The sequence below is a fragment of the Micromonospora sp. NPDC049048 genome, assembly GCF_043197615.1.
GTDB lineage: Bacteria > Actinomycetota > Actinomycetes > Mycobacteriales > Micromonosporaceae > Micromonospora.
The window spans coordinates 311,907-335,082 of sequence record NZ_JBICTM010000003.1 but is presented as its reverse complement, the minus strand read 5'-3'; the positions used below and the strand labels follow the sequence as shown (position 1 = coordinate 335,082).

The window sequence follows — 23,176 nt, the reverse complement described above, 5'->3', positions numbered from 1 at the left end:
GCCCGGGTGGCGGGTCCTGGGATGGCGGCGGACCGGGCGGTGCCGGGCCCTGGGACGGCGGCGGGCCCTGGAGTGGCTGCGGACCGGGCGGTCGTGGGGTGCCGGGCGTGGCCGGCGGGGTGCCGGGAGTGGTCACCGGCGGCCCTCTCCTCAGTCCACGGCGGCCGGTCGACGGGCCGCTCGGGCCGACCGTACCAAGCGGACCACCACCACGATCACGAACAGCGTCATCAGCGGCGCCCCGACCGTCTTGGTGTACCGGGCCAGGCCGGTGCCGTCGGCGAGCACCAGGAACGACGAGACGATCGTGACCACCGCGAACCACCCGGTACGCCGCGCCGTGGCCGCGAGCACCGCCAGCGGCCAGGTCCAGTACCAGGGGTGGAACAGCGGGGCGAGCGCGACGGTGGCGGCCAGCGCGAGGCCGGCGTGCCAGATCGGCTCCCGGATGCGCGCCCGCCACCACAGCCAGAGCAGCACCAGCGCCAGCGCCGCCATGCCGATCCCCCGGGTGACCGGCAGCGGGTCGCCGTGCCAGCCGAACGGCGCGGCGAGGTAGGCGACGGTCTGCCCCACCGCCGTCGGCGGCGAGGTCCAGGCGATCACCAGGCCGCCCTGCTCCAGCCCGGTCACCCAGCCGAAGCCCAGGCCGGTGGCGAGGGTCGCGCCGACCACGGCGGCGACAGCCCCGCCGACCACCCAGCCGCCGTCGCGCAGCAGCGCCCTGATCGAGTACGCCCCGACGATCGCGGCCAGCGCGGCGAACGGCACCACGACCAGCGCGGTCACCTTGATGGCGGCGGCGAGCCCGAGCAGCACTCCCCCGCCGAGCAGCGGCCCGGGGCGGCCCGGCCGGGACACCACCACGGCCAGCCCGGCGACGAGCAGCCCCACCATCAGCGCGTCGTTGTGCGCGCCCGAGACCAGGTGCACCCCGATCAGCGGCGAACCGAGCGCCAGCCAGACCGCCCGCCCGGCCGGTACGCCGCAGCGGCGGGCCAGCGCCGGCAGGGTGGCCGCCGTCAGCCCGACGCCGACGACGGCGAGCAGCCGGAACAGCACGATGCTGCCGTACAGGGAGCCGGTCGCCTCGACCACCGCCCCGGCGAGCAGCACGAACAGCGGTCCGTACGGTGCGGCGGTGTCCCGCCAGATGTACGAGATGGTGTCCAGCCACGGGCACGGCAACGCGGAGACGCCCTGCTCGTACGGGTTGAGCCCGGCGGCATAGCTGGCGCCCTGGCAGGCGTACGCGTAGACGTCCCGGCTGCCCAGCGGCGGCGTGACCAGCAGCGGCAGCAGCCACAGCCCGACGGTGACCAGCGCCCAGCGGGTCGAGGGCACGCGGTCGCGCAGCGACCACCAGGCGTACGCCATCGCGCCGGTGCCGACCGCCCAGGTGGCGATGATCAGCGGGCCGTACGGGCCCTGCCAGATGCTGACCGGGGTGGGACGCAGGTCGCCGTCGGGGAACGCGCCGCCGAGGAACGCGGCCACGGCGAGCAGCGTCGAGCCGGCGAGACCGATCCAGCGCGCGAGGTGGTGAGGCACGCCGGTCATGCTGCCAGTACGGTGGTCGCGGTACGGAGGTGGGCATGCGGCGCAGTCGGGTGGTGGCGGTGTCCGCCGCGTCCGCCGCGCTCCTCGGCGTGGCCTACCTCATTCTCCCGCCGACCGGCTCCGACCTCGCCGCGCAGGTCGCGCGGGCCGACTTCTTCGCCGCCCACAGCTTCGCGCCGGTGGATCTGCGCTGGTACGGCGGCGTGCAGCAGTTCGGCTACAGCCTGCTCTCCCAGCCGGTGATGGCGCTGCTCGGGGTGCGGGTCACCGGCGCGCTGGCCCTGGTGGCGGCGGCCACCGCGTTCGCGGCGCTGCTGGTGCGTACCGGGGTGCCCCGTCCGCTGCTCGGCAGCCTGGTCGGGGTGCTCACCATCACCGGGAACCTGGTCTCGGGACGGGTGACGTACGGCCTCGGGGTGGCCTTCGGCCTCGGGGCACTGCTCGCCCTCACCCTCCCCCCTGTCCCGGCCGGCGCCGGGCCCGACCGGCGGGCGGGGCACCGGCGGTTCGTCCGGTTGGGGCTGGCGGCGGCCGGGGCGCTGCTGGCCTCGGCGACGAGTCCGGTGGCGGGTCTCTTCGTCGGCCTGGCCGGCGCGGCGCTGCTGCTGACCCGCCGGTACGCCGACGGCCTGGTGCTCGGCGTCGCCGCCGCGCTGCCGCTCGGGCTGACCGCCCTGCTCTTCGGCGATGGCGGCTGGATGAACATCAGCCGCACCGACACGGTCCGCGCCGTGCTGACCAGCCTGCTCGTCGCCGCGCTGGTGGGCTACCGGCCGGTGCGGGTGGGGGCGTTGCTCTCGGCGGTCGGGGTGCTGGCGGCGGCCCTGGTGCACACCCCGGTGGGGCTGAACGCCACCCGGCTGGCGGTCATGTTCGCCCTGCCCCTGCTGGCCGCCGCCGCCCGCCCCCCGGCCCGGCTGACGCGGTGGCTCGCCCGCACCGGCCGGACCGCAGCGGGGCGGCAGGCCGACGCCGCGGCCGAAACCCGGGGCGACGACGCCCGGACCGGGACCCGGGGCGAGGCCGCCCGGGCCGGGGCGCGCGGCACCGGGCTGGCCCGACTGCGGGGCGGCGTCGGGCTGGCCGCGCTGCTGGCGGCGGTGTGCTGGTGGCAGCCGCCGGTGCCCCCGGCCGACCTGCGCAGCGTCGACGACCCGACCAGCCGGGCGGCCTACTTCGCGCCGCTGCGCGCGTTCCTCGACGGGCAACGGCTCACCGGCCGGGTGGAGATTCCGCCGACCCGCAACTACTGGGAGGCGGCGAGGCTGGGCGAGTTGCCGCTGGCCCGGGGCTGGCTGCGGCAGGCCGACATCGACCGCAACCCGCTCTTCTTCACCACCGTGCCGGGGGCGGCCGGCACCGGGGTGCCGCTGACCGCCGCGAGCTACCGGGACTGGCTCGGCGACAACGCGGTGCAGTTCGTCGCGGTGCCGGACGCCCCGCTGTCCTGGGTCGGCCGGGCCGAGGCGGAACTGATCGGGGGCGGGCTGCCCTACCTGACGCCCGTCTGGTCCGGCCCGCACTGGCGGGTCTGGGCGGTGACCGACCGGACCCCGATCGTCGGGGCACCGGCCGAACTGGTCGCGCAGGACGGCGCGTCGGTGACGTTCCGGGCCCCGGCCGCCGGCAGGGTGCTGGTCCGGGTACGACACAGTCGCTGGCTGGCCGCCTCGGGCGGGGCCACGGTCGCCGCCGACGGCGGCTGGACGGCGGTGACGGTGCCCCGGGCCGGGCAGTACCGGCTCGGTAGCTGACCAACCTTTTGCCGGTCCGGCAACGTTTCTTGCTCCCTCCGCCGACGGGCGCGCACGATCGACGCGGCAGGTCACGCAGGCGAGGAGGACGAGACGTGCACCACGACACGACGGCCGGGCAGCACCGGCACGACCACACCCCGGCGGCCACCGGCCACGACGGGCGGCACCCGGACGTGGACGAGGAGACCGCGCGGTTCTGGGAGGAGCACTACGGGCGGCACGAGCGGGTCTGGAGCGGCCGGGCGAACCCGATCCTGGTCGACGTCGCCGGCTCGCTGCCGGCCGGCACCGTGCTGGACCTCGGCTGCGGGGAGGGCGGCGACGCGATCTGGCTGGCCGGGCAGGGCTGGCGGGTGACCGCCGTCGACGTCTCCGAGACCGCCCTCGCCCGCGCGGCCGAGGAGGCGACCGCCGCCGGGGTCGCGTCCCGCATCGAGTTCCGCCGGCACGACCTCACCCGCACCTTCCCCCCGGGCGAGTACGACCTGGTCTCCGCGCAGTTCCTCCAGTCGCCGCTGGAGTTCCCCCGGGCGGAGCTGCTGCGCTCGGCGGCCCGGGCCGTGGCCCCCGGCGGCCGGCTGCTGATCGTCGAGCACGGCGAGGTCCCGCCGTGGGGACGGCACGACCACCCGCACGCGCGCTTCGCCACGCCGCAGGAGACCCTGGCCACGCTCGACCTCGCCCCCGACCGGTGGGACACCGAGCGGCTCGGCGCGCCGCGCCGGCAGGCCACCGGCCCGGCCGGCGAGATCGGCGAGCTGGTCGACCACGTGGTGCTGGTCCACCGCCGCCTCTGAGACCCGCGCCGGCGCGGGTCTCAGGAGTCGAGCACCCGCTCCATCGCCGCCCGGGAGCGGCGGCACGTGCGCAGGTACTCGTCGAGGAACTCGCCGGGGTCGTCGCGGCCCAGCAGCCGGACCACCCCGGCGAGCTCGACGCCGTGCCGGGGCAGTTGGTCGCCCTCCCGGCCCCGGACCAGCATCAGCGCGTTGCGGACCTGGGCGGCCAGCGTCCAGCCGGCCGCCATCTCGGTGGCGTCCGTCGGGTCGACCAGGCCCGCGTCCCGCGCCGCCGCGAGGGTGTCGAGCGTACGCGTGCCGCGCAGCGTCGGGATCGCCCCGGCGTGCCGGAGCTGGAGCAACTGCACCGCCCACTCGACGTCGGCGAGGCCACCCCGCCCGAGCTTGGTGTGGGTGGCCGGGTCGGCGCCCCGGGGCAGCCGCTCGTGCTCCACCCGCGCCTTGATCCGGCGGATCTCCACCACCTGCTCGCGGCTCAGCCCGTCGGCCGGGTGGCGCACCGGGTCGATCATCGCCTCGAACTCGGCGCCTAGGTCGGCGTCGCCGCAGACGAACCGGGCACGCAGCAGCGCCTGCGCCTCCCACACCTTCGACCAGCGGGCGTAGTACTGCGCGTACGCGGCGAGGCTGCGCACCAACGGGCCCTGCCGGCCCTCGGGGCGCAGGTCGGCGTCGACGCCGAGCGGCGGATCGGGCGCGGGCATCCCGAGCAGCCGGCGCAACTCCTCGGCGATCGCGCGGGCGGCGGAGCCGGCCGCGCCGTCACCCGCACCGGCCGGCGCGTCGTAGACGAAGAGCACGTCGGCGTCCGAGAGGTAGTTCGACTCGTACCCGCCGAGGCGGCCCATGCCGATCACCGCGAAGCGCAGCCCCGGCACGGGCGGCTGGGTCGCCCGGGCGGCCCGCAGCGCGGCGGACAGGGTGGCGTCGGTGACGTCCGCCAGGGCGGTGCCGACGGCGGTCACGTCGGCCAGGCCCAGCGCCGCCCGTGCGCCGTCGGGCCGGGGCGGCGACGGGGCCAACGAGCCGGCCCGGCTCAGCAGGTCGGCGCAGGCGATCCGGACCAGTTCCCGGCGACGCAGCGCGCGGATCGCCCGGGTCGCCTCGACCGGGTCGGCGTGCCGGGCCGCGGCGGCGGCGAAACCCTCGCAGAGGACCGCCCTGGGCCGGGGCGTCAGCTCGCTCTCCTCGGCCAGCAGCCGCAGCGCCTCGGGCTCGCGGGCCAGCAGGTCGGCGGCGTAGCGGGACGAGGAGAGCACCCGGGCCAGCCGGCGCGCCACCGGCCCGGAGTCGCGCAGCAGGCGCAGGTACCAGGGGGTGCTGCCGAGCTTGTCGGAGACCTGCCGGTAGTTGAGCAGGCCACGGTCCGGCTCGGGGGCGTCGGCGAACTCGCTGAGCAGCACCGGCAGCAGGGTGCGCTGGATGGCGGCGGTGCGGCTCACCCCGCCGGTGAGGGCCTGGAGATGCCGCAGCGCCCCGGCGGGGTCGGCGAAGCCGAGGATCTCCAGCCGGTGCCGGGCCGCCTCGGGGGTCAGCCGCAGCCCGTCGGCCGGCACCCGGGCCACCGACTCCAGCAGCGGCCGGTAGAGGAGTTTGGCGTGCAGGCGGCGTACCTCGGTGGCGTGGGTGACCCACTCGGCGCGGAACTCCTCGACGGCGCTGCGGCCCGGCGTGGCGGTGTGGCCCAGCGCGGCGGCCAGCCAGCGCAGCGCGGCCGGCTCGGTCGGCACGGTGTGGGTGCGGCGCAACCCCTGGAGCTGGAGGCGGTGCTCGACGCCGCGCAGGAAGCGGTAGCCGCGCAGCAGCCCCTCGCCGTCGGCCCGGCCGACGTAGCCGCCGGCGACCAGGGCGCGCAGGGCGGGGATGGTGCCGGGTACCCGCAGCGACTCGTCGCCCCGGCCGTGCACCAGTTGCAGCAGCTGCACGGCGAACTCGATGTCGCGCAGCCCACCCGGACCGCGCTTGATCTCGCGCTCCAGCTCCTTCGGCGGAATGTTGTCGATGATCTTGCGCCGCATGGCGCGTACGTCCTCGACCGCCTCGGGTCGCTCGGCGGCCCGCCACACCAGCGGGGCGAGCTGCTCGATCCACTCCCGGCCCAGCGCCAGGTCGCCGGCCGCCGGCCGCGCCTTGAGCAACGCCTGGAACTCCCAGGTGCGCGCCCAGCGCCGGTAGTAGGCGAGGTGGCTGGCCAGCGTCCGCACCAGCGGACCCCGGTTGCCCTCGGGACGCAGGGCGGCGTCGACCGGCCAGGCGACCAGCCCGCAGACGTGGATCAGCCGGGTGGCGACCGTGGTGGCGGCGGCGAGGTCGTCGTCCTCGGCGGCCACGAAGATCACGTCGACGTCGGAGACGTAGTTCAGCTCGCCGCCGCCGCACTTGCCCATCGCCACCACGGCGAGCCGGGGCCGGGGGGTGCCCTCCGGCAGCTCGCCGACCGCGATCTCGTACGCCGCCGCCAGGGTCGCGTCGGCCAGCGCGGAGAGCGCGGCCATGGTCTGCTCCAGGCCCCGGCCGCCGGTCAGGTCGGCCGCCGCGATGCGCAGCAGCGCCAGCCGGTACGCCTTGCGCAGCACCGCCACCGGCCGCCCGTCGCCGGACAGGTCGAGTCGCCCCTCGGCGATCGGCGCCAGCCCGTCCGGGGCGGTGCTCAGGGCCGGCCACTGGTCGGGATTGGCGACCAGGTGGTCACCGAGCGCGGAGGACGCGCCGAGGACGGCGATCAGCCGGCGGCGCAGGCCGGGGTCGTCGGCGAGCGCCGCCAGCAGCGCCGGGTGCTCCTGTTCCGGCGTGGCCCGGCGCTCGGCCTCGACGATGCGGTGCAACTGGCGCAGCGCCAGATCCGGGTCGGCGGCCCGGGAGAGCGCGACGAGCAGCTCCGCCGCGCGCTCGTCGACGGGTTCCTGCACGTCCGGCCGCCACAGCCCGAGCCCGTCCGGGCCGAGCAGGTCGTCGGCGCGGGTGGCGCCGACGCCGCCCTCGGTGCCGAAGCCGTAGCGCGCGAGCCGTCCCACGGCCCTGGCCGGCCGGCTCATCACTGCCCGAGCAGGGGCAGGCTGCGGCGAGGCTCCGCGTCCTCCAGCTCACCGAGGGCCAGCGCGGCGAACCGGGCGGCGAACGGCTGCCAGACCTCCTCGACGTCGACCATCACGTCGTGGCAGGCCGCCACCACCAGGTCGGGGTCGTAACCCAGCTCGGCCAGCAGCCTCGAGTCGGTGGCCCAGTCGGCGATCATGGCGGTGTCGCACTCGATGTGGAACTGCAACCCCCAGGCCCGGTCACCGAGGCGGAACGCCTGGTGCGGGTAGCGGGTGGAGGCGGCCAGCAGGGTGGCGCCCCGGGGCAGTTCGGAGATCTCGTCGGCGTGCCACTGGAACACGTCGGGCATCAGCGGGACGTAACGGAACAGCGGGTCGGCGTCGGCGGCGTCCCGCTTGCCGACCACCGTGGCGCCCGCCTCCGGGCCGCTCGGGCTCCGCACGACCTCGCCGGCGTGCGCGGTGGCCAGCAGCTGCGCGCCGAGGCAGATGCCGAGCGTCGGCACCCGGTGCCGGACGGCCTTGCGCAGCAGCCCCTCCAACGCCGGGAGCCAGGGCGCGGCGGGCGACCCGTCCGGCAGCGGGTACGGCGGCAGCCCGCCGCCGAGCACCACCAGCGCCGAATAGCCCGTCAGGTCGGCGGGGATCTCCTCACCGGCGTGGGCGCGAACCACCCACAGGTCGAGGCCGGCCTCGGTCAACCACTCACCGAGCCGGCGGACGTCGTCGGTCGGGTCATTCTCGATCACCAACGCGGTAGCCACGACGTCGAGGCTATCCGGTGACCCCGACGGACCCCAGAACGCCTCCACCGGCACGGCGCCGGGCGCGCCCGACGACCGGTACGTGCCCGGAGCCCGCGCGTACGCGACTAGGCTCTGCCGCTGTGCCCGACCGCGCCCGTACGACCCCCGCCACCGCCGTACGACCGCCGGTGCTGCGCCCCGGCGACACCGTCATGCTGGTGTCGCCGTCCGGCCCGACCCGACCGGAACGGGTGGCCCGGGGCGTCGAACTGCTCACCGGCTGGGGGCTGCGGCCGGTACTCGCGCCGAACGCGTACGCCCGGCAGGGCTACCTCGCCGGCGCGGACGAGCTGCGCGCCGCCGACCTCAACGCGGCGTTCGCCGACCCCGGGGTGCGCGGGGTGATCTGCACCCGGGGCGGCTACGGCGCGCAGCGGATCGTCGACGCGATCGACATGGCCGCCGTACGCCGGGACCCGAAGGTGGTCGCCGGCTTCTCCGACATCACGGCGCTCCAGTTCGCGCTCTGGCGGGGCGCCCGGCTGGCCGGGGTGCACGGCCCGGGAGCCGCCTGGCTGGACGAGCGCACGCCGCTGCGTTCGGCCGAGTCGCTGCACGCCGCCCTGATGACCACCGAGCCGGTCACGGTGAGCGCGGTGGCCGAGGAGGAGACCTTCGCGGTACGCGTGCCCGGCCGGGCCACCGGCCCGCTGCTGGGCGGCAACCTCTGCCTGATCGTGGCGTCGCTGGGCACCCCGGACATGCCGGACCTGACCGGGGCGGTCCTGCTCGTCGAGGACGTGCAGGAGCCGCCCTACAAGGTGGATCGGATGCTCACCCAGCTCTGCCGCGCCGGCGCCCTGGACGGGCTGGCCGGGGTGGCGGTGGGCCAGTTCACCGACTGCGCGGACGGCTGGTCGGTCGGCGTCGCGGACGTGCTCTCCGAGCGCCTCGGCGACCTCGGCGTCCCCGTCCTCGGCGGCCTCCCGATCGGGCACGGCCGCAACCAGCTCACCGTTCCGGTCGGCACCGAGGCCACCCTCGACACGCAGGCCGGCACCCTCACGGTCGCCCCCGCCGTCCGCTGACCGGCCGCGCGGCCCTCGTTCAGGGGGTCAGGTGGGCCAGGGCACCCGTTTCCAGGGCAACCCAGACCGTGGCGTCCGGGGCGACCGTGAGGCCGTGGGGCTCGCAGGCCGGGATCGGCAGGTCGTGGGTGGTGATCGCGCCGTCGGGGGTCACGTGGCCAATCCGGTTGCCGCCCCACTCGGTGTACCAGCAGCCGCCGGCCGGGTCGGCGACGATCGCGTGCGGCCGGGCGGACCGGTCCGGCAGCGGGAACTCCGTGATCCGCCCGTCCGGGGTGATCCGGCCGAGCTGACCGGCGCCGATCTCGACGAACCAGAGCGCCCCGTCGACGCCGGCGGTGATGCCGACCGGCGCGGCCCCCTCGGTCGGCAGCGCATGCAGGGTCACGGCGCCGTCCATGCCGATCCGCCCCACCGCGTCCGCCTGGTTGAGCGTGAACCAGACGGCCTCGTCCGGCCCGGCGGCGACCATCGAGGCGAAGCCGCCGCGCACCGGCAGCGGGAACCGCGTCTGCTCCCCGTCGACGGTGACCCGGCCGATCGCGTCGGCGCTCATGGCCGCGTACCAGAGGGCGCCGTCGGGACCGGCGGCGATGCCGCAGGGGCCGGTGCCGGCCGGCAGCTCGACGGCGCTCAGGTCGCCGTCGGTGGTGATCCGGCCGATCCGGTCGTCGCCGGAGCGGGTGAACCACAGGGCGCCGTCGGGACCCGGGGTGATGATCAGCGGTCGGCTGTCGGCCGCCACCGGCCAGGTGCGCAGCTCGCCGTCCGCGCCCAGCCGGGCGATCTCACCGGCGTGGACCAGCGTCAGCCACAGCGCGCCGTCGGGGCCGACCGTGATGGCGTACGGGCCGGCGCCGGCCCCGGTCAGCGGAACTTCCCGGATCTTCGCGGACGTCGTCAAGACGATCACCTTCCGTCACCTGCTCGACCCGGGCGGGGGCCGTGCCGACCGCACACCCTTACCGCCCCCGCGCGCCGGTGCAACCCCTTTGTCCGGTCGCACCGCCAGATTGCCAGCTGGCTGACAGGGTCGCCACGGCTCACCCCCAGCCCGGCTGGTCACTGTCGGTGACGTCATCGCACCATCCAACGACGAGCTGGAGGACGACGTGTCCCGCACCATGAGGAAGAAGCACCTGCTGGCCGGGCTGGCCGCAGCCGGCGTACTCGGCGTGGGCCTCACCGCCCCGGCGGTCGCATCCGCCGCGGACAGCGCCACCCCGACGCCGAGCGCCAGTGCCACGGAGAACGGCGAGCGCCAGCAGCAGCGGACCGACCGGCAGGCGGAGTTCGCCGAGAAGCTGGCCGAGGAGCTGGGCGTCGACACCGACAAGGTGACGGCCGCGCTGGAGAAGCTGCGCGCGGAGCACAAGCCGGCCGACCGGGCCGGGAAGGGCGACAAGGGCGACCGGCCCGAACGCGGCGACAAGGGCGACCGGCCCGAACGCGGCGAGCGGGGCGACTCCGCGGACCGGCAGGCCGCGCTGAAGGAGCGCCTGGCGCAGGCCGTCGAGGACGGCAAGCTCACCCAGGAGCAGGCCGACGCCGTCACCGCCGCCGTCGAGGCGGGCGTCCTGCCCGGCCCGGGCGGTCGGGGCGGCCACGGCGCACCGGCCGGAAAGTGACGGCCGGCTGACCGATCCCGTCCCGCCGGTGTGGCGAGTGCCGAAAGGCTCGGCACCGCCACACCGGTGGAGGGACGGCGATGCCCGCAACCGCCGGCGCCACCACACCCCGTGGAGGGACGGCGGTGCCGGCGGGCGCCCGTACCATCACGCCCGGTGGAGTGACGGCGGTGCCCGCAAGCGCCCGCACCACCACGCCGGGCGGCGGGCAGCGCGGCGGCGGTGGTCCGCCGGGGGACGGGACCGCTGGCCGGTCAGGAGTCGGCGGGCGGCGGGGCGTAGACGCCGAAGTGGTTGCCGGCCGGGTCGAGCAGATGGGCGAGGGTCAGCCCGTTGTCGTTCTCCGTGCGCGGCACCAGCACCTTGCCGCCGGCCGCCTCCGCCCGCCGCACCGTCTCCGCCACGTCGGCCACCTGCACGTAGAAGACCGCGTAGTTCGGGCTCGCCCCGCCGGTCCCCCGGACCGCCCCGCCGATGCCCGCACCGGTGCCGCCCCCCGTCGTCCGGTACGACGCTCCCGCGGTGCCCTCCTCGGTGAAGCTCCAGCCGAACAGGTCGCCGTAGAAGCGCTCGGCCTCGTCCGGCCGCTCGGTGCCGATCTCGAACCAGGTCACGGCGTTGCCGATGGTCATGGGTGCCTCCCGTCTCCGCGCGCCGGCCGGTCGGCCGGCGCCGTCAGGAGAGAGCCTCGACCCCGCCCGCGACACCGTCCTGTCGGTGTTTCTCCGCCGACACCGGCCCGTGGCCGCGCTGTCCCGGCTCAGACCAGGCTGAGCCGGCGGATCCGCTCCTGGGGAATGTCGATGTCGTCGGCGGACAGTTCGCGCTCCGGCACCCGCTCGGCGAGGGTCGTGACCGAGGTGATCCGGTCGACGCGGAAGGCGCGGATGCCGGCCCGCAGCCGGCACCAGCCCAGCAGGTACCAGTGTCGGGGATTGCCGAGGTAGCCCAGCGGCTCCACGTCGCGCAGCGAGCCGGCACCGGAGCGGTCGGCGTAGCGCAGGCGCAGCACGCGTCGCGCGCGCACCGCGTCGGCGACGGCGGCCGGGACGGGCGTCACCGGGCCGTCGCCGATCAGGTGCACCCGGGCGGCGAGCCGGTGCGCCTCGGCGGCATCGGCGGCCGGCATCACGGAGATCAGCTTGCGCAGGGCGGTGCCGGCCGCGGCGGCGAACGGCGTGCCGCGCATCCGGTGCAACGCCACCGCCATGGCGACCGCCTCGACGGGGGTGAGGTTGACCGGCGGCAGGGTGCGGGCCCGGTCAAGCGCGTAGCCGCCGGTGCGGCCCGGCTCGGCCCAGATCGGCACGCCCGACTCCTGGAGGGCGCCGATGTCGCGCTCGATGGTGCGGGTGCTCACCTCGAAGCGGTCGGCGAGCCAGCGGGCGCTGCGCGGCCGTGGCGACACGGCGCGCAGCTCCTCGACCAGGGCATAGAGACGGTCCGTCCGGTTCACCCCCGCAACCTACGGCGGGGGTGTGACGGGACAGGTCAGGCGATGCAGGCGCAGACGATCAGTGCCGCGCCGAAGTGGGTGGCGGCGCTGACCCGGGCCGCCGGGTGCGGCTCGTCGGAGCAGATGATCTCGCCGAGCCTGCCCGGGGTCAGCAGGTCCAGCACGAAGAACGCCAGCGCCATGATGGCCAGCCCGACCACGCCGAAGATGAGGGTCGAGAGGATCCCCTTGTCGAAGTCGCTGTAGCTGGTCAGGATCGCGGTGAACACGATCCCGGCGATGCCGAGCTGGTTGGCGGCGAGCAGCAGCGCGGCGTTGCCGTTGCGCCGCACCCAGATCAGCTCCCGCAGCCTGCCGGGAGTGAGCAGGTCGACCAGCCCGAACCCGGCCGCCATCAGGCCCACCCCGACGACTCCGAACACCAGGCTCTGCCATGCTCCGTTGAGCAGGTCTTCCAGCACCGACTGCCTCCCGAACTCTGCGCCCGGCGGGGGTGCCGGCGCGGTGACCGAGACGATAGCGGCACCGCGCCACCGGCGGGAGCCCCGTCCCAGCGCGGGAAGACAGCCCTACAGCGACAGGTAGCGCTGCCGTTCGTAGGGGGTGACCTCGCGGCGGTACTGCTCCCACTCGGCCCGCTTGTTGCGCAGGAAGAAGTCGAAGACGTGCTCGCCGAGCACCTCGGCGACCAGCTCGGAGCCGGCCATCACGTCGATCGCCTCGGAGAGGTTCTCCGGCAGCGGCTCGTAGCCCATCGCCCGGCGCTCGGCGCTGGTCAGCGACCACACGTCGTCCTCGGCGCCCGGCGGCAGCTCGTAGCCCTCCTCGATGCCCTTCATCCCGGCGCCGAGCAGCACCGCGAAGGCCAGGTAGGGGTTGGCCGCCGAGTCGGGCGAGCGGATCTCCACCCGGGCCGAGTTCGGCTTGCCGTAGGCGGGGACCCGGACCAGCGCGGACCGGTTCAGATGACCCCAGCAGACGTACGCGGGGCTCTCGGTGACGCGGTCCGGCAGCGCCTGCGGGAACAGCCGCTTGTAGGAGTTGACCCACTGGTTGGTGACGGCCGTGTACTCCCGGGCGTGCACCAGCAGCCCGGCGATGAACGCCCGCGCCACCTTGGACAGCTTCATCGGGTCGCTGGCGTCGTGGAACGCGTTGCGCTCCCCCTCGAACAGCGACAGGTGGGTGTGCATGCCGCTGCCCGGCTGGTCGGTGAACGGCTTCGGCATGAAAGTGGCCTGCACGCCGGTGGAGAGCGCCACCTCCTTCACCACGTGCCGGAACGTCATGATGTTGTCGGCCGTGGTGAGCGCGTCGGCGTAGCGCAGGTCGATCTCCTGCTGGCCGGGGGCCACCTCGTGGTGGCTGTACTCCACGGAGATGCCGATGCGCTCCAGCGCCAGGACGCCCTGCCGGCGGAAGTCGCGGGCCACGGCGTGGGTGGTGTGCTCGAAGTAGCCGCCGGTGTCGACCGGTACGGGCACCGAGCCGTCCATCGGGCCGTTCTCCAGCAGGAAGAACTCGATCTCGGGGTGGGTGTAGAAGGTGAAGCCCTTCTCGGCCGCCTTGGACAGCGCCCGGCGCAGCACGTGCCGCGGGTCGGCCCAGGACGGGCTGCCGTCGGGCAGCAGGACGTCGCAGAACATCCGGGCGCTCTCGCCGCTGACCCCGCCCTCGAACGGGAAGACCTGGAAGGTGGTCGGGTCGGGCATGGCCACCATGTCGGACTCGAAGACCCGGGCGAAGCCCTCGATCGCCGAGCCGTCGAACCCGATGCCCTCGTCGAAGGCCGCCTCCAGCTCGGCGGGGGCCACCGACACGCTCTTGAGCGTGCCCAGCACGTCGGTGAACCACAGCCGGACGAACCGGATGTCCCGCTCTTCCAGCGTACGGAGGACGAACTCCTGCTGACGGTCCACTTCCACCCCTCGCGACACCTTGCACACCTGCGACCGGGGTTCGCCCGGCCTGACCGACCAGTCTCCACCCGCCTCGTTACGCCGACGTTACGCGACCGGCCGGCGGGCGTCCCGCCGGTCCCGCAGCCGACTCCGTCGCCCACCGCCCGCGGTGTCGGACCCGACCGGCTGGGGCAAGATGAGGACATGCCCACCCTGCGTCTCGCCCTGTGCCAGGTCAACCCGACCGTCGGCGACCTCGCCGGCAACTCCGGCCTGGTCCGTGACTGGACCCGTCGGGCCGCCGACGCCGGCGCCCAGATCGTCGCGTTCCCGGAGATGATGCTGACCGGCTATCCGGTCGAGGACCTGGTCTTCCGCCGGTCGTTCGTCGCCGCGTCGAAGGCCGCGCTGCACCGCCTCGCCGCCGACCTCGACGCCGACGGGCTGGGCGCCCTGCCGGTGCTGGTCGGCTACCTGGACGCCGACGGCCCGCCGCAGGTCAGCGGCGACGCCGAGCCCGGTCGTGGCGCCCGCAACGCGGCTGCCCTGCTGCACCGGGGGGCGGTCGTCGCCACCTACTTCAAGCACCACCTGCCCAACTACGGCGTCTTCGACGAGGACCGCTACTTCATCCCCGGCGACGCGCTGAGCGTCGTCCGCGTCGGCGGGGTGGACGTGGCGCTGACCATCTGCGAGGACCTGTGGCAGGCGGGCGGCCCGTTCGCCGCCGCCCGCCAGGCCGGCGTCGGCCTGGTCCTGACCATCAACGGCTCGCCGTACGAGCTGAACAAGGACGACGTCCGGCTGCCGCTGGTCCGCCGCCGGGCCGCCGAGGCCGGCGCGACCGTGGCGTACGTCAACATGGTCGGCGGGCAGGACGAGCTGGTCTTCGAGGGCGACTCGATGATCGTGGCCGCCGACGGCGAGCTGCTCGCCCGGGCGCCGCAGTTCGTCGAGCACCTGCTGGTGCACGACGTGCAGCTGCCCCCGGCCGCCGAGCAGGCCGCCCCCGAGGAGGTGCTGGCGGACGGGCTGCGCGTGGTACGCACGCAAGCCGGTGACATCCCGCCGCCGCCCGACGGCCCCGTCGCCACCGGCGGGATCATCGCACCGGTGGCCGACGAGGCCGAGGTGTGGCAGGCGCTCGTGCTGGGGCTGCGCGACTACGTCAACAAGAACCGCTTCCCCTCGGTGGTGCTGGGCCTCTCGGGCGGCATCGACTCTGCGGTGGTGGCCGCGCTGGCCGTGGACGCGCTCGGGCCGGACCGCGTGGTCGGCGTGTCACTGCCCAGCCAGCACTCCTCCGAGCACAGCCGGGAGGACGCGGCCGAGCTGGCGAAGCGGACGGGGCTGGACTACCGGGTCGAGCCGATCCAGCCGATGGTGGACACCTTCCTGGCGAACATGTCGCTCTCCGGGGTCTCCGTGGAGAACCTCCAGGCGCGGGTACGCGGGGTGATCCTCATGGCGCTGTCGAACCAGGAGGGACACCTGGTGCTGACCACCGGCAACAAGAGCGAGCTGGCGGTCGGCTACTCCACCCTCTACGGCGACTCAGTCGGCGGCTTCAACCCCGTCAAGGACGTCTGGAAGACGCTCGTCTGGCGGCTGGCGAAGTGGCGCAACGCCGACGCCACCCGCCGGGGCGAGACCCCGCCCATCCCCGAGAACTCGATCGGCAAGCCGCCGAGCGCCGAGCTGAGCCCGGGCCAGCTGGACAGCGACACGCTGCCCGACTACGACGTGCTGGACCCGATCCTGATCGGCTACGTCGACGGCGACCTGGGCCGCGACGGGCTGGTCGCGTCCGGCCACGACCCGGCCATCGTCGACCGGGTGCTGCGGATGGTGGATACCGCCGAGTACAAGCGCCGCCAGTCCGCGCCGGGCGCGAAGATCTCGATGAAGGCCTTCGGGCGGGACCGGCGGTTGCCGATCACGAACCGGTGGCGCGAGGACGGCTGAGCCGGGTCACTCCCGGGCCGGCGGCGGCCCGGGAGTGACATCCTCCACTGCGCTCTGCCGCCGGCCGGTCGTCTGGTGCGACGATCGGGCGGACCCGGGGACCGCGCACGCGGCCTCGAGGAAGGAGAGAGTCATGGTGGAGTCCACCCCGTCCGAGGTGACCGCCCTCTACGGCGGCCCGGCGACCCGGCGGGTCCGCACCCGCGACCTGATCGCCGCCAAGGAGCGCGGCGAGCGGTGGCCGATGCTCACCTCGTACGACCAGTACACGGCCTCGATCTTCGACCAGGCCGGCATCCCCGTGCTGCTGGTCGGCGACTCGGCCGCGAACAACGTCTTCGGCTACGAGACGACGGTTCCGGTGACCACCGAGGAACTGCTCCCGCTGGTACGCGCGGTGGTCCGGGCGACCCGGCACGCGCTGGTCGTCGGCGACCTGCCGTTCGGCTCCTACGAGGAGGGCCCCGCGCAGGCGCTGCGTACCGCCGTGCGGTTCATGAAGGAGGGCGGCTGCCACGCGGTGAAGCTGGAGGGCGGCCGGCGCTGCGCGGCGCAGATCGCCGCCATCACCGGCGCCGGCATCCCGGTGATGGCGCACATCGGTTTCACCCCGCAGAGCGAGCACGCCATCGGCGGCTACCGGGTGCAGGGGCGCGGCGACGCGGCCGACGACGTACTCGCCGACGCCCGCGCCGTGGCCGAGGCGGGCGCGTTCGCCGTGGTGCTGGAGATGGTGCCCGGCGAGGTGGCCAAGCGGGTCACGGCGGAGCTGCCGATCCCGACCGTGGGCATCGGCGCCGGCGCCGACACCGACGCCCAGGTGCTGGTCTGGCAGGACATGGCCGGCCTGCGTACCGGCAGGGCGCCACGCTTCGTGAAGCGCTACGCCGACCTGGCGGGTGCCCTGACCGACGCGACGCGGCGCTTCGCCGACGAGGTACGCGGCGGCGAGTTCCCCGCCGAGGAACACACCTTCTGATCCGTTCGACGGGCGGTGCGCCCCTGCGGGCCGCACCGCCCGTCACGATCTCACACCGCACGGAACCGCTACCGACAGGATCGGCGAGCCGCCCGGGGTGGTAGGCCCAGCTCGCAGAGATCTTGGTAGGAAACGGGCCTTCGAGGGGCCGTTCCGTACCAGGATCTCGGGCGACGCCGGGCAGGCGGGTCAGCCGGGCGGGGCGGGTGTTGTCAGAGGTCGGTGACGCGGATGCCGGCGTGCGCCTTGTAGCGCTTGTTGATGGCGATCAGGTTGGCGGTGAACGCCTCGATCTGGTGGGCGTTGCGCAGCCGGCCGGCGTAGATGCCGCGCATGCCGGGGATCCGGGCGGCGAGCGCGGCCACCACGCCGACCAGCTCGCGGTCCTCGGTGCAGATCAGCACGTCGAGGTCGATCCGGTCGACCTCCGGGTCGGCCAGCAGCGGCGCGCTGACGTGGTTGAACGCGGCGCAGACGCGGGAGTCGGGCAGCAGCCCGGCGGCCTGCTGCACGGCGCTGCCCTCGGCGACCGGGAGGGCGTACGGGCCCTGCTTGTCGAAGCCGAGCGGGTTGACGCAGTCGACGACGATCTTGCCGGCGAGTGGCTCGGCGAGCGCGGCGACGGTGGCCGCGTGCCCGTCCCACGGCACCGCGATGATCACCACGTCGCTGCCCCGGGCCACCTCCTCGTTGCCGCCGCCGGTCACCCGCGCCCCGGCGGGCACGCCCGGCAGGGCCGCGATCTCCTCGGCGGACTGCGCGGCCCGCTCGGCCGAGCGGGATCCGATCAGCACGGTCTGACCGGCCCGGGCGAACCGGTAGGCGAGACCCCGCCCCTGGTCGCCGGTGCCGCCGATGATGCCGACGGTCAGCCCGGACACGTCGGGCAGCGTGCTCGCGTCGTAAGCCATGCCGACATCCTCGCAAACCTGCGCGCCCCGCAGCAGTCGTGGACGCTGTGACAATCCCCGCTGGCGTCGGGAGAGCCCCGTGCCGGCCGGCGGGTCAGGGACAGGCGGGATCAGGCCAGCTCGAACGCCACCGCGCGGGTGACCGGGTCGGCGGTGACCAGCCGGACCCGGACCCGCTCGCCGAGCGGCAGTTCGCCGAGGCAGCGGGCGCGCACCGGCGGGTCGTCCAGCGCGACGGTGCCGCCGGGGCGGCGGCCCGGTCGGGCCTTACCGTCCGGCGGCGCGTCGACGTCCAGCACCGCCGCGTCGAAGGTCTCCCCCACCCGGTGCTCCAGCAGCACCGCCTCGGCCAACTCGATCGCGCCCCGGGTGGCCGCCGAGGCGGTCCGGTCGGTCGTGGTCATCACCTCCGGCAGCCGGGGCAGCGCCGCACGGGCCCAGTCGGGCACCTCCCGGCCCTCGTGCAGCGCCAGGCAGACCTCCGTGGCGTACCGGTCGGCCAGTCGCCGCAACGGCGCGGTGACATGGGCGTACGCGGCCGCGACCCCGCCGTGCTCCCGCTGCTCGGGCGGCGCGCCGTCGAAGGCCGTGTACGCGGCGCCCCGCATCAGCTCGGCGGCCTGGTCGATGAAGGCGGCGGCGCGGGGCTGCGAGGGGTCCAGCCCGGCGATCACCTCGCCGGGGCCGGCCCCGTCCGGCCAGTGCACGCCCAGCGGGGCGGCGGCGGCCCGCAGCCGCGCCACCGCCTCGGGCTTCGGTGCCGGCATCGTACGCAGCAGGCCGATCCCGCCCGCCAGCATGATGTCGGCGGCGGCCATCCCGGTCAGCAGCGAGATCTGGGCGTTGTGCTCCTCCATCGGCGCCGGCCCGCGCAGCACCAGCCGCCAGCCGTCGCCGTCGGCCTCGACGTCCTGCTCGGGCAGCGGCAGGTTGATCGCGCCCCGGCGCAGGCCGCGGGCGGTGAGCAGGGCCCCGATCTCGGGCAGCAGGGCGATCGGCTCGGGCAGCCGGCCGGCGTCGGCGGACGCCTGCACGCCGACGTAGTCCAGCTTGGCGCGACTGCGGACCAGTGCGCGCTCCAGGGCGACCCCGAGGGTGCCGCCGTCGGCGTCCAGGTCGATCGTCCACACCACGGCGGCCCGGTCGACGTCCGGCAGGAGGCTCGCCACGCCCTCGCTGAGGATCTCGGGGTGCAACGGCACGGTGCCGTCGGGCAGGTAGACGGTCTGCCCGCGCCGCCAGGTCTCCTCCTCCAGCGGACCGCCGGGACGCACGTGCGCGGCGACGTCGGCGATCGCGTACGACACCCGGTAGCCGCCGCCGGGACGGCGGGCGAGGTGCATCGCCTGGTCGAGATCGCGGGAGCCGGCGGGGTCGACGGTGACGAACGGGACGTCGGTGCGGTCGGCGGCGGGCCGGGGCGGCGAGGCCGCCGCGCCCTCGGCCTCGCGCTGCGCCGCGGCCGGGAAACCCTCGGGCAGTCCCAGTTCACGGCGCAGCGCGCCGAAGTCGATGCGGGGTGCGAGTACGCGTCGGATCACCACGGGGTCAATCCTGACAGTGTGGCGGATGATCCGCTTCCCGGCGAGGTGCCGGTCACCCCGCGTGGCGGTTCAGCCGGTGGCCCGGCGTGCGCTGGCCCGTACGCCCCGGGGAGCGGTGGCCCGGGCGGCGGCCGTGGTGGCGGGGGCCTTGCGGGCGGTGACCTTCCTGGCCGGAGCCTTGGCGACCGTCGTCTTCTTCGCGGGGGCCTTCTTCGCCGCCGCCTTGGTGGCCGACGAGGTCGCCGTGGCCTTCCTGGCGGGGGCCTTCGCCGCGGTGGCCTTGCGGGCGCCGCCGCTGGGCCGGGTCGCGGTGGTCTTCCTGGCCGGCGTCGTCTTCTTGGCGGTGGCCTTCTTCGCCACGGCCGCCGTCTTCCTCGCGGGGGCCTTCGCCGCCGTGGTCGTCTTCTTCACGGGAGCCTTCGCCGCCGTCGCGGCCTTCCTCGCGGGAGCCTTCGCCGCCGAAGTGGTTCTGCGGGCGGTGGCGGTCGTCCTGGCGGGGGCCTTCTTCGCCGGCGCGGTGGCCTTTCTCGCCACGGTCGCGGCCTTCGTGGCCGCCTGCCGGGCGGGGGTCTTCGCCGAGGTCGTCTTCTTCGCCGCCGTGCTCCTGGCCGCCGCGGTCGTCCGCTTCGCCGCGGCGGGGGCCTTCTTCGCGGCGGTGGTGCCCGCCTTCTTCGCCGCAGCCGTCGTCTTCCTGGCCGCGCTGGCCGTCTTGGTCGCCGCCTTCTTCGCGGGAGCCTTCGCGGCGGTGGTTTTCTTCGCCGGGGCCCGCCCCGCGCCGCCCGTCGCCTTCTTCGCCGGTGCCTTCTTCGCCGCCGTCGTGGCGGACGCGCGCGCGGTCCGCGTCGTACCCGCGGTCCGCTCCGCCGCGGCGGTCTTCCTGGCGGTCGTACGTCTGGCGGCCGGGCGGGTGGTGGCCTGCTGTGCTTCGGCCATCTCGGTTCCCTTTCTGGGGAGTGCTCTCGCCCTCGCGGAGCACCACGTGTCTCCGGCGCGGGCGGTCCCGCGCCGCCTATCTGTCCTCCCCGGCCCAGCGGGCGTCCTCGGCCTCCCACGCTTCGTTGCGCTCCCGCACCGTCTGCAGGGCGTTCTCCGCGTCGGCGGCTGAGGCGTAGGGCCCGAGAACGTGCCTGGCGGGGCACACGTCGGCATCGGTCTCGACCCGGTGGTGGCGGGTACACCAGTAGAAGTGCGTGCCGCTTCCGCTGTCGCTCATGGGATCACTGTGCACCGCGAACCACCCGGACGCCACCGGAACACCACAAGTCGCCGATGTTCTCCACAGTAGACGTGCCCCGGCCGTCAGGGGCCGGAACTGCGAAAACAGGCTTCCGGGTACGTCTTGCCCGCCGCCCGGAGCGCCGCCAACGGCCGCCCTGCCCGGAAGCCGGGTCACCCTGCTCGGTCTAGGGTCGTCGGGTGGCTGACCTCGATCCGGCGGTGCGCCGTTACCTCGGCGACCTCGTCGCCGCCGCCCGCGACGTCCTCGGCGACGACCTCGTCGGGGCGTACGCGGCCGGCTCGGTGGGGTTGGGCGCGTACCAGCCGGGGCGCAGTGACGTCGACGTCGCGCTGGTCTGCGCCGACGTCCTCGACCCCGCGCGCAGGCGGGAGCTGGTGGCGCGGCTGCGGCACGAGGCGCTGCCCTGCCCCGCGCGCGGACTGGAACTGGTCGTGTACCGCCTGGCGGTCGCCCGCTCCGGCACGCCGGAGCCCGGGTTCGAGGTCGAGCTGAACACCGGCGCACGGATGCCGTGGCGGGTGACGTGGAGCGCCGCCGACCGACCGGCCGGGGACGGTCTGTTCTGGTACGGCCTGGACCGCAGCATCCTGCACCAGTGCGGGTACACCCTGTTCGGGCCGCCGGCCGCCGAGGTCTTCACCGACCTCTCCCCCGCCGACCTGCGTCGTCTGCTGACCGACGCGCTGCGCTGGTGGCTGGCCCTGCCGACCCCGCCCGGCGACGGTCCCGCCCCGGGTGCGGAGGACGCGGTGCTCGGCGCCTGCCGCGCCCTGGTGAAGCTCCGCCACGGCGTCTGGCTGTCGAAGGTCGACGCCGGCCGCCGACTGGTCGCCGACGTACGGTCGGCCACGGGCGCTGGCGGCGCGACCGGCGACGGCGGGGCCGTCGACCTGATCAGCCGGTCGATCGCGGCGCGGGCCGGCGGGCCGCCGCCGAGCGGCCCCGAGGCCCGCGCCTTCCAGCGCGGCGTGCTGGACGAGGTCGGTCGGTGACGGGCTCCACCGGGCTCCGGGGTCCGGTTGCGGTACGGGTTGGACGAACCCGGTGACCGGGTGGGAGAAAAGAGCACTCCGGGCACCGCGTGCGATGCCCGGAGTGTCTGCCGTAGCGATCAGATCCGCACGTGCGCCCTGCGGCGGATCCGGCTGGCTCCCAGCAGGAGACCGCCGGCGACCAGCAGGCCGCCGCCCAGGGAGACGGCCGTGGTGGCGCTGTCACCGGTGACGGGCAGCTCCTTGTCGTGCTTGCCGTGCTTGCCGTCGTGCCGGGGGTCGTACTTGCCGCCCCTGATGCAGACGGTGACGGTCGCCGGGTCGGAGACCACGGACCTGCCGTCGAAGGTGCCGGTCGCCCGGGCCGTGTTGACGACCTTTCCGGCCTTGACGTCGGCCTTGGTCACCACGTGCGGCTCGACGGCGTGGCAGTCGGTGCTCGTCCCCCGCGCCAGCGTCGTGCTGTTGCAGACCACCTCGCCGGCCTTCGGGTCGTTGACGGCGACGTTGGTGATGGTGACGTTGCCGGTGTTCGTCACCCGGTAGGTGTAGAAGATCCGGTCGCCCTTGGCGGCGTAGCCGTCGTTCTCACACTTCTTGTGGCAGTCCGACTCGACCCGGGCCTTCTTGTCGATCGACAGGCTCGCCTGCTTCGGCGGGGCCGCCTTGGTGGTCACCCTGAAGGTCGCCTGGTTGGACGGCACCGTCTGCTGCAGGAACAGTCCGGTCGCCCGGGCGGTGTTGACGATCTCGCCGTTCTTCACGTCGCTGTTCTTGACCGTGTACGTGCCGGTGCAGGTGGTGCTCTCCCCCGGCGCGAGCGACGTGTCCTCGCAGGTGATGCCGGTGACGACGTTGTCGGTGACGGTGATGTTGGTGATCGGGTCGGTCGTGCCCGTGCTCTGGTTCGTCACCGTGTAGGTGTAGGTGACCACGTCGCCGGCCTTGAGACCCGTGGTCGGGGTGCCGGTCTTGGTCAGGTTCAGCCTCGGGTTCACCTGGGGGTTCGACGCCGCGCAGGTGTGGGTGAGCACGAAGAAGTCCGCGGTGCCGGAGATCACCGCGCTGGCGGCGATCAGCGTCCAGCCGGCCGGAACCCTGATCCACGCCTTGCTGGTGCCCGTGTCGTCGACGATGGCGCTGTTCGGGTCGGTGGGGATCGTCCTCGTGACGTTGCCGGTCGGCGTGCTGAACGTCACCGTGACCGTCTGGAAGACGCCGGTGGTGTCCGGGTTGCCGGGCAGGTTGAACACCCACACGTCCTCGTTGGCGAAGGGCCCGCCGCCGAGGTTGTCATCGCAGTTCTGGGTGAACTGGGCCGCTGTCGTCGGCACGTTCCCCGGGTTGATGTTGATCGTCGACGCGGCGGCGGCCGGGGAGCCGCCCGCGAGCAGGAGGGCACCGGCCAGCAGCGCGAACGCGGCCAAGCGCGCGTGGATGCCGCCGCGTCTGCGCGGCGCAGAGGTCATGCTCATGTATTCCCCCGTGTTATGGATGATCCGAACAACGGGGAAACGAAGGACAAAAGGGTACGTCACGTCGAGCGGTCTGGAATCCCCCGCCCGGGTGGT

General features: G+C 74.9%; 19 protein-coding genes. 8 read left to right on the top strand and 11 right to left on the bottom strand.

All coding sequences use genetic code 11. From position 1 onward, the window contains the following. Positions 1 to 150 precede the first annotated feature (150 nt). Complete coding sequence (mptB, locus tag ACGFIG_RS12130) at positions 151 to 1,551, bottom strand: polyprenol phosphomannose-dependent alpha 1,6 mannosyltransferase MptB (RefSeq protein ID WP_393002895.1); 1,401 nt, start codon at positions 1,549 to 1,551, stop codon at positions 151 to 153. 44 nt (positions 1,552 to 1,595) lie between these two features. On the opposite strand from mptB, the gene ACGFIG_RS12125 reads away from it, so the two are divergent. Further along, positions 1,596 to 3,314 carry a hypothetical protein gene (locus ACGFIG_RS12125; RefSeq protein ID WP_393001943.1) on the top strand — a complete coding sequence of 573 codons (1,719 nt, stop codon included), beginning with the start codon at positions 1,596 to 1,598 and terminating at the stop codon, positions 3,312 to 3,314. Between the two features lie 95 nt (positions 3,315 to 3,409). Then, positions 3,410 to 4,114, top strand: a complete 705-nt coding sequence (locus ACGFIG_RS12120) for an SAM-dependent methyltransferase (RefSeq protein ID WP_393001941.1) — start codon at positions 3,410 to 3,412, stop codon at positions 4,112 to 4,114. Between the two features lie 20 nt (positions 4,115 to 4,134). Here ACGFIG_RS12120 and ACGFIG_RS12115 read toward each other — a convergent pair whose 3' ends face one another. Beyond that, on the bottom strand, positions 4,135 to 7,152 hold the full coding sequence (locus ACGFIG_RS12115; protein ID WP_393001939.1) for a bifunctional [glutamine synthetase] adenylyltransferase/[glutamine synthetase]-adenylyl-L-tyrosine phosphorylase: 3,018 nt from the start codon (positions 7,150 to 7,152) through the stop codon (positions 4,135 to 4,137). Further along, complete coding sequence (locus ACGFIG_RS12110) at positions 7,152 to 7,919, bottom strand: type 1 glutamine amidotransferase (RefSeq protein WP_393001937.1); 768 nt, start codon at positions 7,917 to 7,919, stop codon at positions 7,152 to 7,154. Before ACGFIG_RS12110 ends, ACGFIG_RS12115 begins: the two co-directional genes overlap by 1 nt. A gap of 194 nt (positions 7,920 to 8,113) precedes the next feature. Here ACGFIG_RS12110 and ACGFIG_RS12105 point away from each other — a divergent pair, with 194 nt between their 5' ends. Beyond that, the gene (locus tag ACGFIG_RS12105; RefSeq protein WP_393002893.1) at positions 8,114 to 8,989 is read left to right on the top strand and encodes an LD-carboxypeptidase; all 876 of its coding nucleotides are present in this window, start codon (positions 8,114 to 8,116) and stop codon (positions 8,987 to 8,989) included. 19 nt (positions 8,990 to 9,008) lie between these two features. Here ACGFIG_RS12105 and ACGFIG_RS12100 read toward each other — a convergent pair whose 3' ends face one another. After that, positions 9,009 to 9,893: a virginiamycin B lyase gene (locus tag ACGFIG_RS12100; protein WP_393001935.1), complete on the bottom strand. Its 885-nt coding sequence runs from the start codon at positions 9,891 to 9,893 to the stop codon at positions 9,009 to 9,011. Between the two features lie 208 nt (positions 9,894 to 10,101). On the opposite strand from ACGFIG_RS12100, the gene ACGFIG_RS12095 reads away from it, so the two are divergent. After that, a complete protein-coding gene (locus tag ACGFIG_RS12095; protein WP_393001933.1) occupies positions 10,102 to 10,617 on the top strand; it encodes a hypothetical protein in 516 nt (171 codons plus the stop codon). Between the two features lie 254 nt (positions 10,618 to 10,871). Here the strand turns inward: ACGFIG_RS12095 and ACGFIG_RS12090 are convergent, their stop codons facing one another. The 4 genes from ACGFIG_RS12090 to glnA form a co-directional block, all read right to left on the bottom strand. Then, positions 10,872 to 11,249 (bottom strand): VOC family protein, encoded by a 378-nt coding sequence (locus tag ACGFIG_RS12090; protein ID WP_393001931.1) that lies wholly within the window; start codon positions 11,247 to 11,249, stop codon positions 10,872 to 10,874. A gap of 128 nt (positions 11,250 to 11,377) precedes the next feature. Beyond that, positions 11,378 to 12,073 carry a helix-turn-helix transcriptional regulator gene (locus tag ACGFIG_RS12085; protein ID WP_393001929.1) on the bottom strand — a complete coding sequence of 232 codons (696 nt, stop codon included), beginning with the start codon at positions 12,071 to 12,073 and terminating at the stop codon, positions 11,378 to 11,380. Between the two features lie 35 nt (positions 12,074 to 12,108). Continuing rightward, positions 12,109 to 12,534, bottom strand: coding sequence for a DUF350 domain-containing protein (locus ACGFIG_RS12080; RefSeq protein WP_393001927.1), 426 nt, complete (start codon positions 12,532 to 12,534; stop codon positions 12,109 to 12,111). Positions 12,535 to 12,642: 108 nt separating this feature from the next. Continuing rightward, positions 12,643 to 13,992, bottom strand: a complete 1,350-nt coding sequence (glnA, locus tag ACGFIG_RS12075) for a type I glutamate--ammonia ligase (RefSeq protein ID WP_393002891.1) — start codon at positions 13,990 to 13,992, stop codon at positions 12,643 to 12,645. Between the two features lie 186 nt (positions 13,993 to 14,178). Between glnA and ACGFIG_RS12070 the strand changes: the two genes are divergently transcribed. Together ACGFIG_RS12070 and panB are read left to right on the top strand one after the other, a co-directional pair. Further along, on the top strand, positions 14,179 to 15,939 hold the full coding sequence (locus ACGFIG_RS12070) for an NAD+ synthase (protein WP_393001925.1): 1,761 nt from the start codon (positions 14,179 to 14,181) through the stop codon (positions 15,937 to 15,939). Between the two features lie 133 nt (positions 15,940 to 16,072). Next, entirely contained in the window at positions 16,073 to 16,918 is an 846-nt protein-coding gene (gene panB / locus ACGFIG_RS12065; protein ID WP_393001923.1) for a 3-methyl-2-oxobutanoate hydroxymethyltransferase, read from the top strand. A gap of 212 nt (positions 16,919 to 17,130) precedes the next feature. Here the strand turns inward: panB and npdG are convergent, their stop codons facing one another. Together npdG and ACGFIG_RS12055 are read right to left on the bottom strand one after the other, a co-directional pair. Next, on the bottom strand, positions 17,131 to 17,829 hold the full coding sequence (gene npdG, locus ACGFIG_RS12060; protein WP_393001922.1) for an NADPH-dependent F420 reductase: 699 nt from the start codon (positions 17,827 to 17,829) through the stop codon (positions 17,131 to 17,133). Between the two features lie 110 nt (positions 17,830 to 17,939). Next, positions 17,940 to 19,373: an RNB domain-containing ribonuclease gene (locus ACGFIG_RS12055; protein ID WP_393001920.1), complete on the bottom strand. Its 1,434-nt coding sequence runs from the start codon at positions 19,371 to 19,373 to the stop codon at positions 17,940 to 17,942. A gap of 61 nt (positions 19,374 to 19,434) precedes the next feature. On the opposite strand from ACGFIG_RS12055, the gene ACGFIG_RS12050 reads away from it, so the two are divergent. Next, on the top strand, positions 19,435 to 20,478 hold the full coding sequence (locus tag ACGFIG_RS12050; protein WP_393001918.1) for a hypothetical protein: 1,044 nt from the start codon (positions 19,435 to 19,437) through the stop codon (positions 20,476 to 20,478). 311 nt (positions 20,479 to 20,789) lie between these two features. Further along, positions 20,790 to 21,605, top strand: a complete 816-nt coding sequence (locus ACGFIG_RS12045; protein ID WP_393001916.1) for a nucleotidyltransferase domain-containing protein — start codon at positions 20,790 to 20,792, stop codon at positions 21,603 to 21,605. A gap of 119 nt (positions 21,606 to 21,724) precedes the next feature. On the opposite strand, the gene ACGFIG_RS12040 is transcribed toward ACGFIG_RS12045, so the two are convergent. Further along, on the bottom strand, positions 21,725 to 23,080 hold the full coding sequence (locus tag ACGFIG_RS12040) for an LPXTG cell wall anchor domain-containing protein (protein WP_393001914.1): 1,356 nt from the start codon (positions 23,078 to 23,080) through the stop codon (positions 21,725 to 21,727). Positions 23,081 to 23,176: the final 96 nt, after the last annotated feature.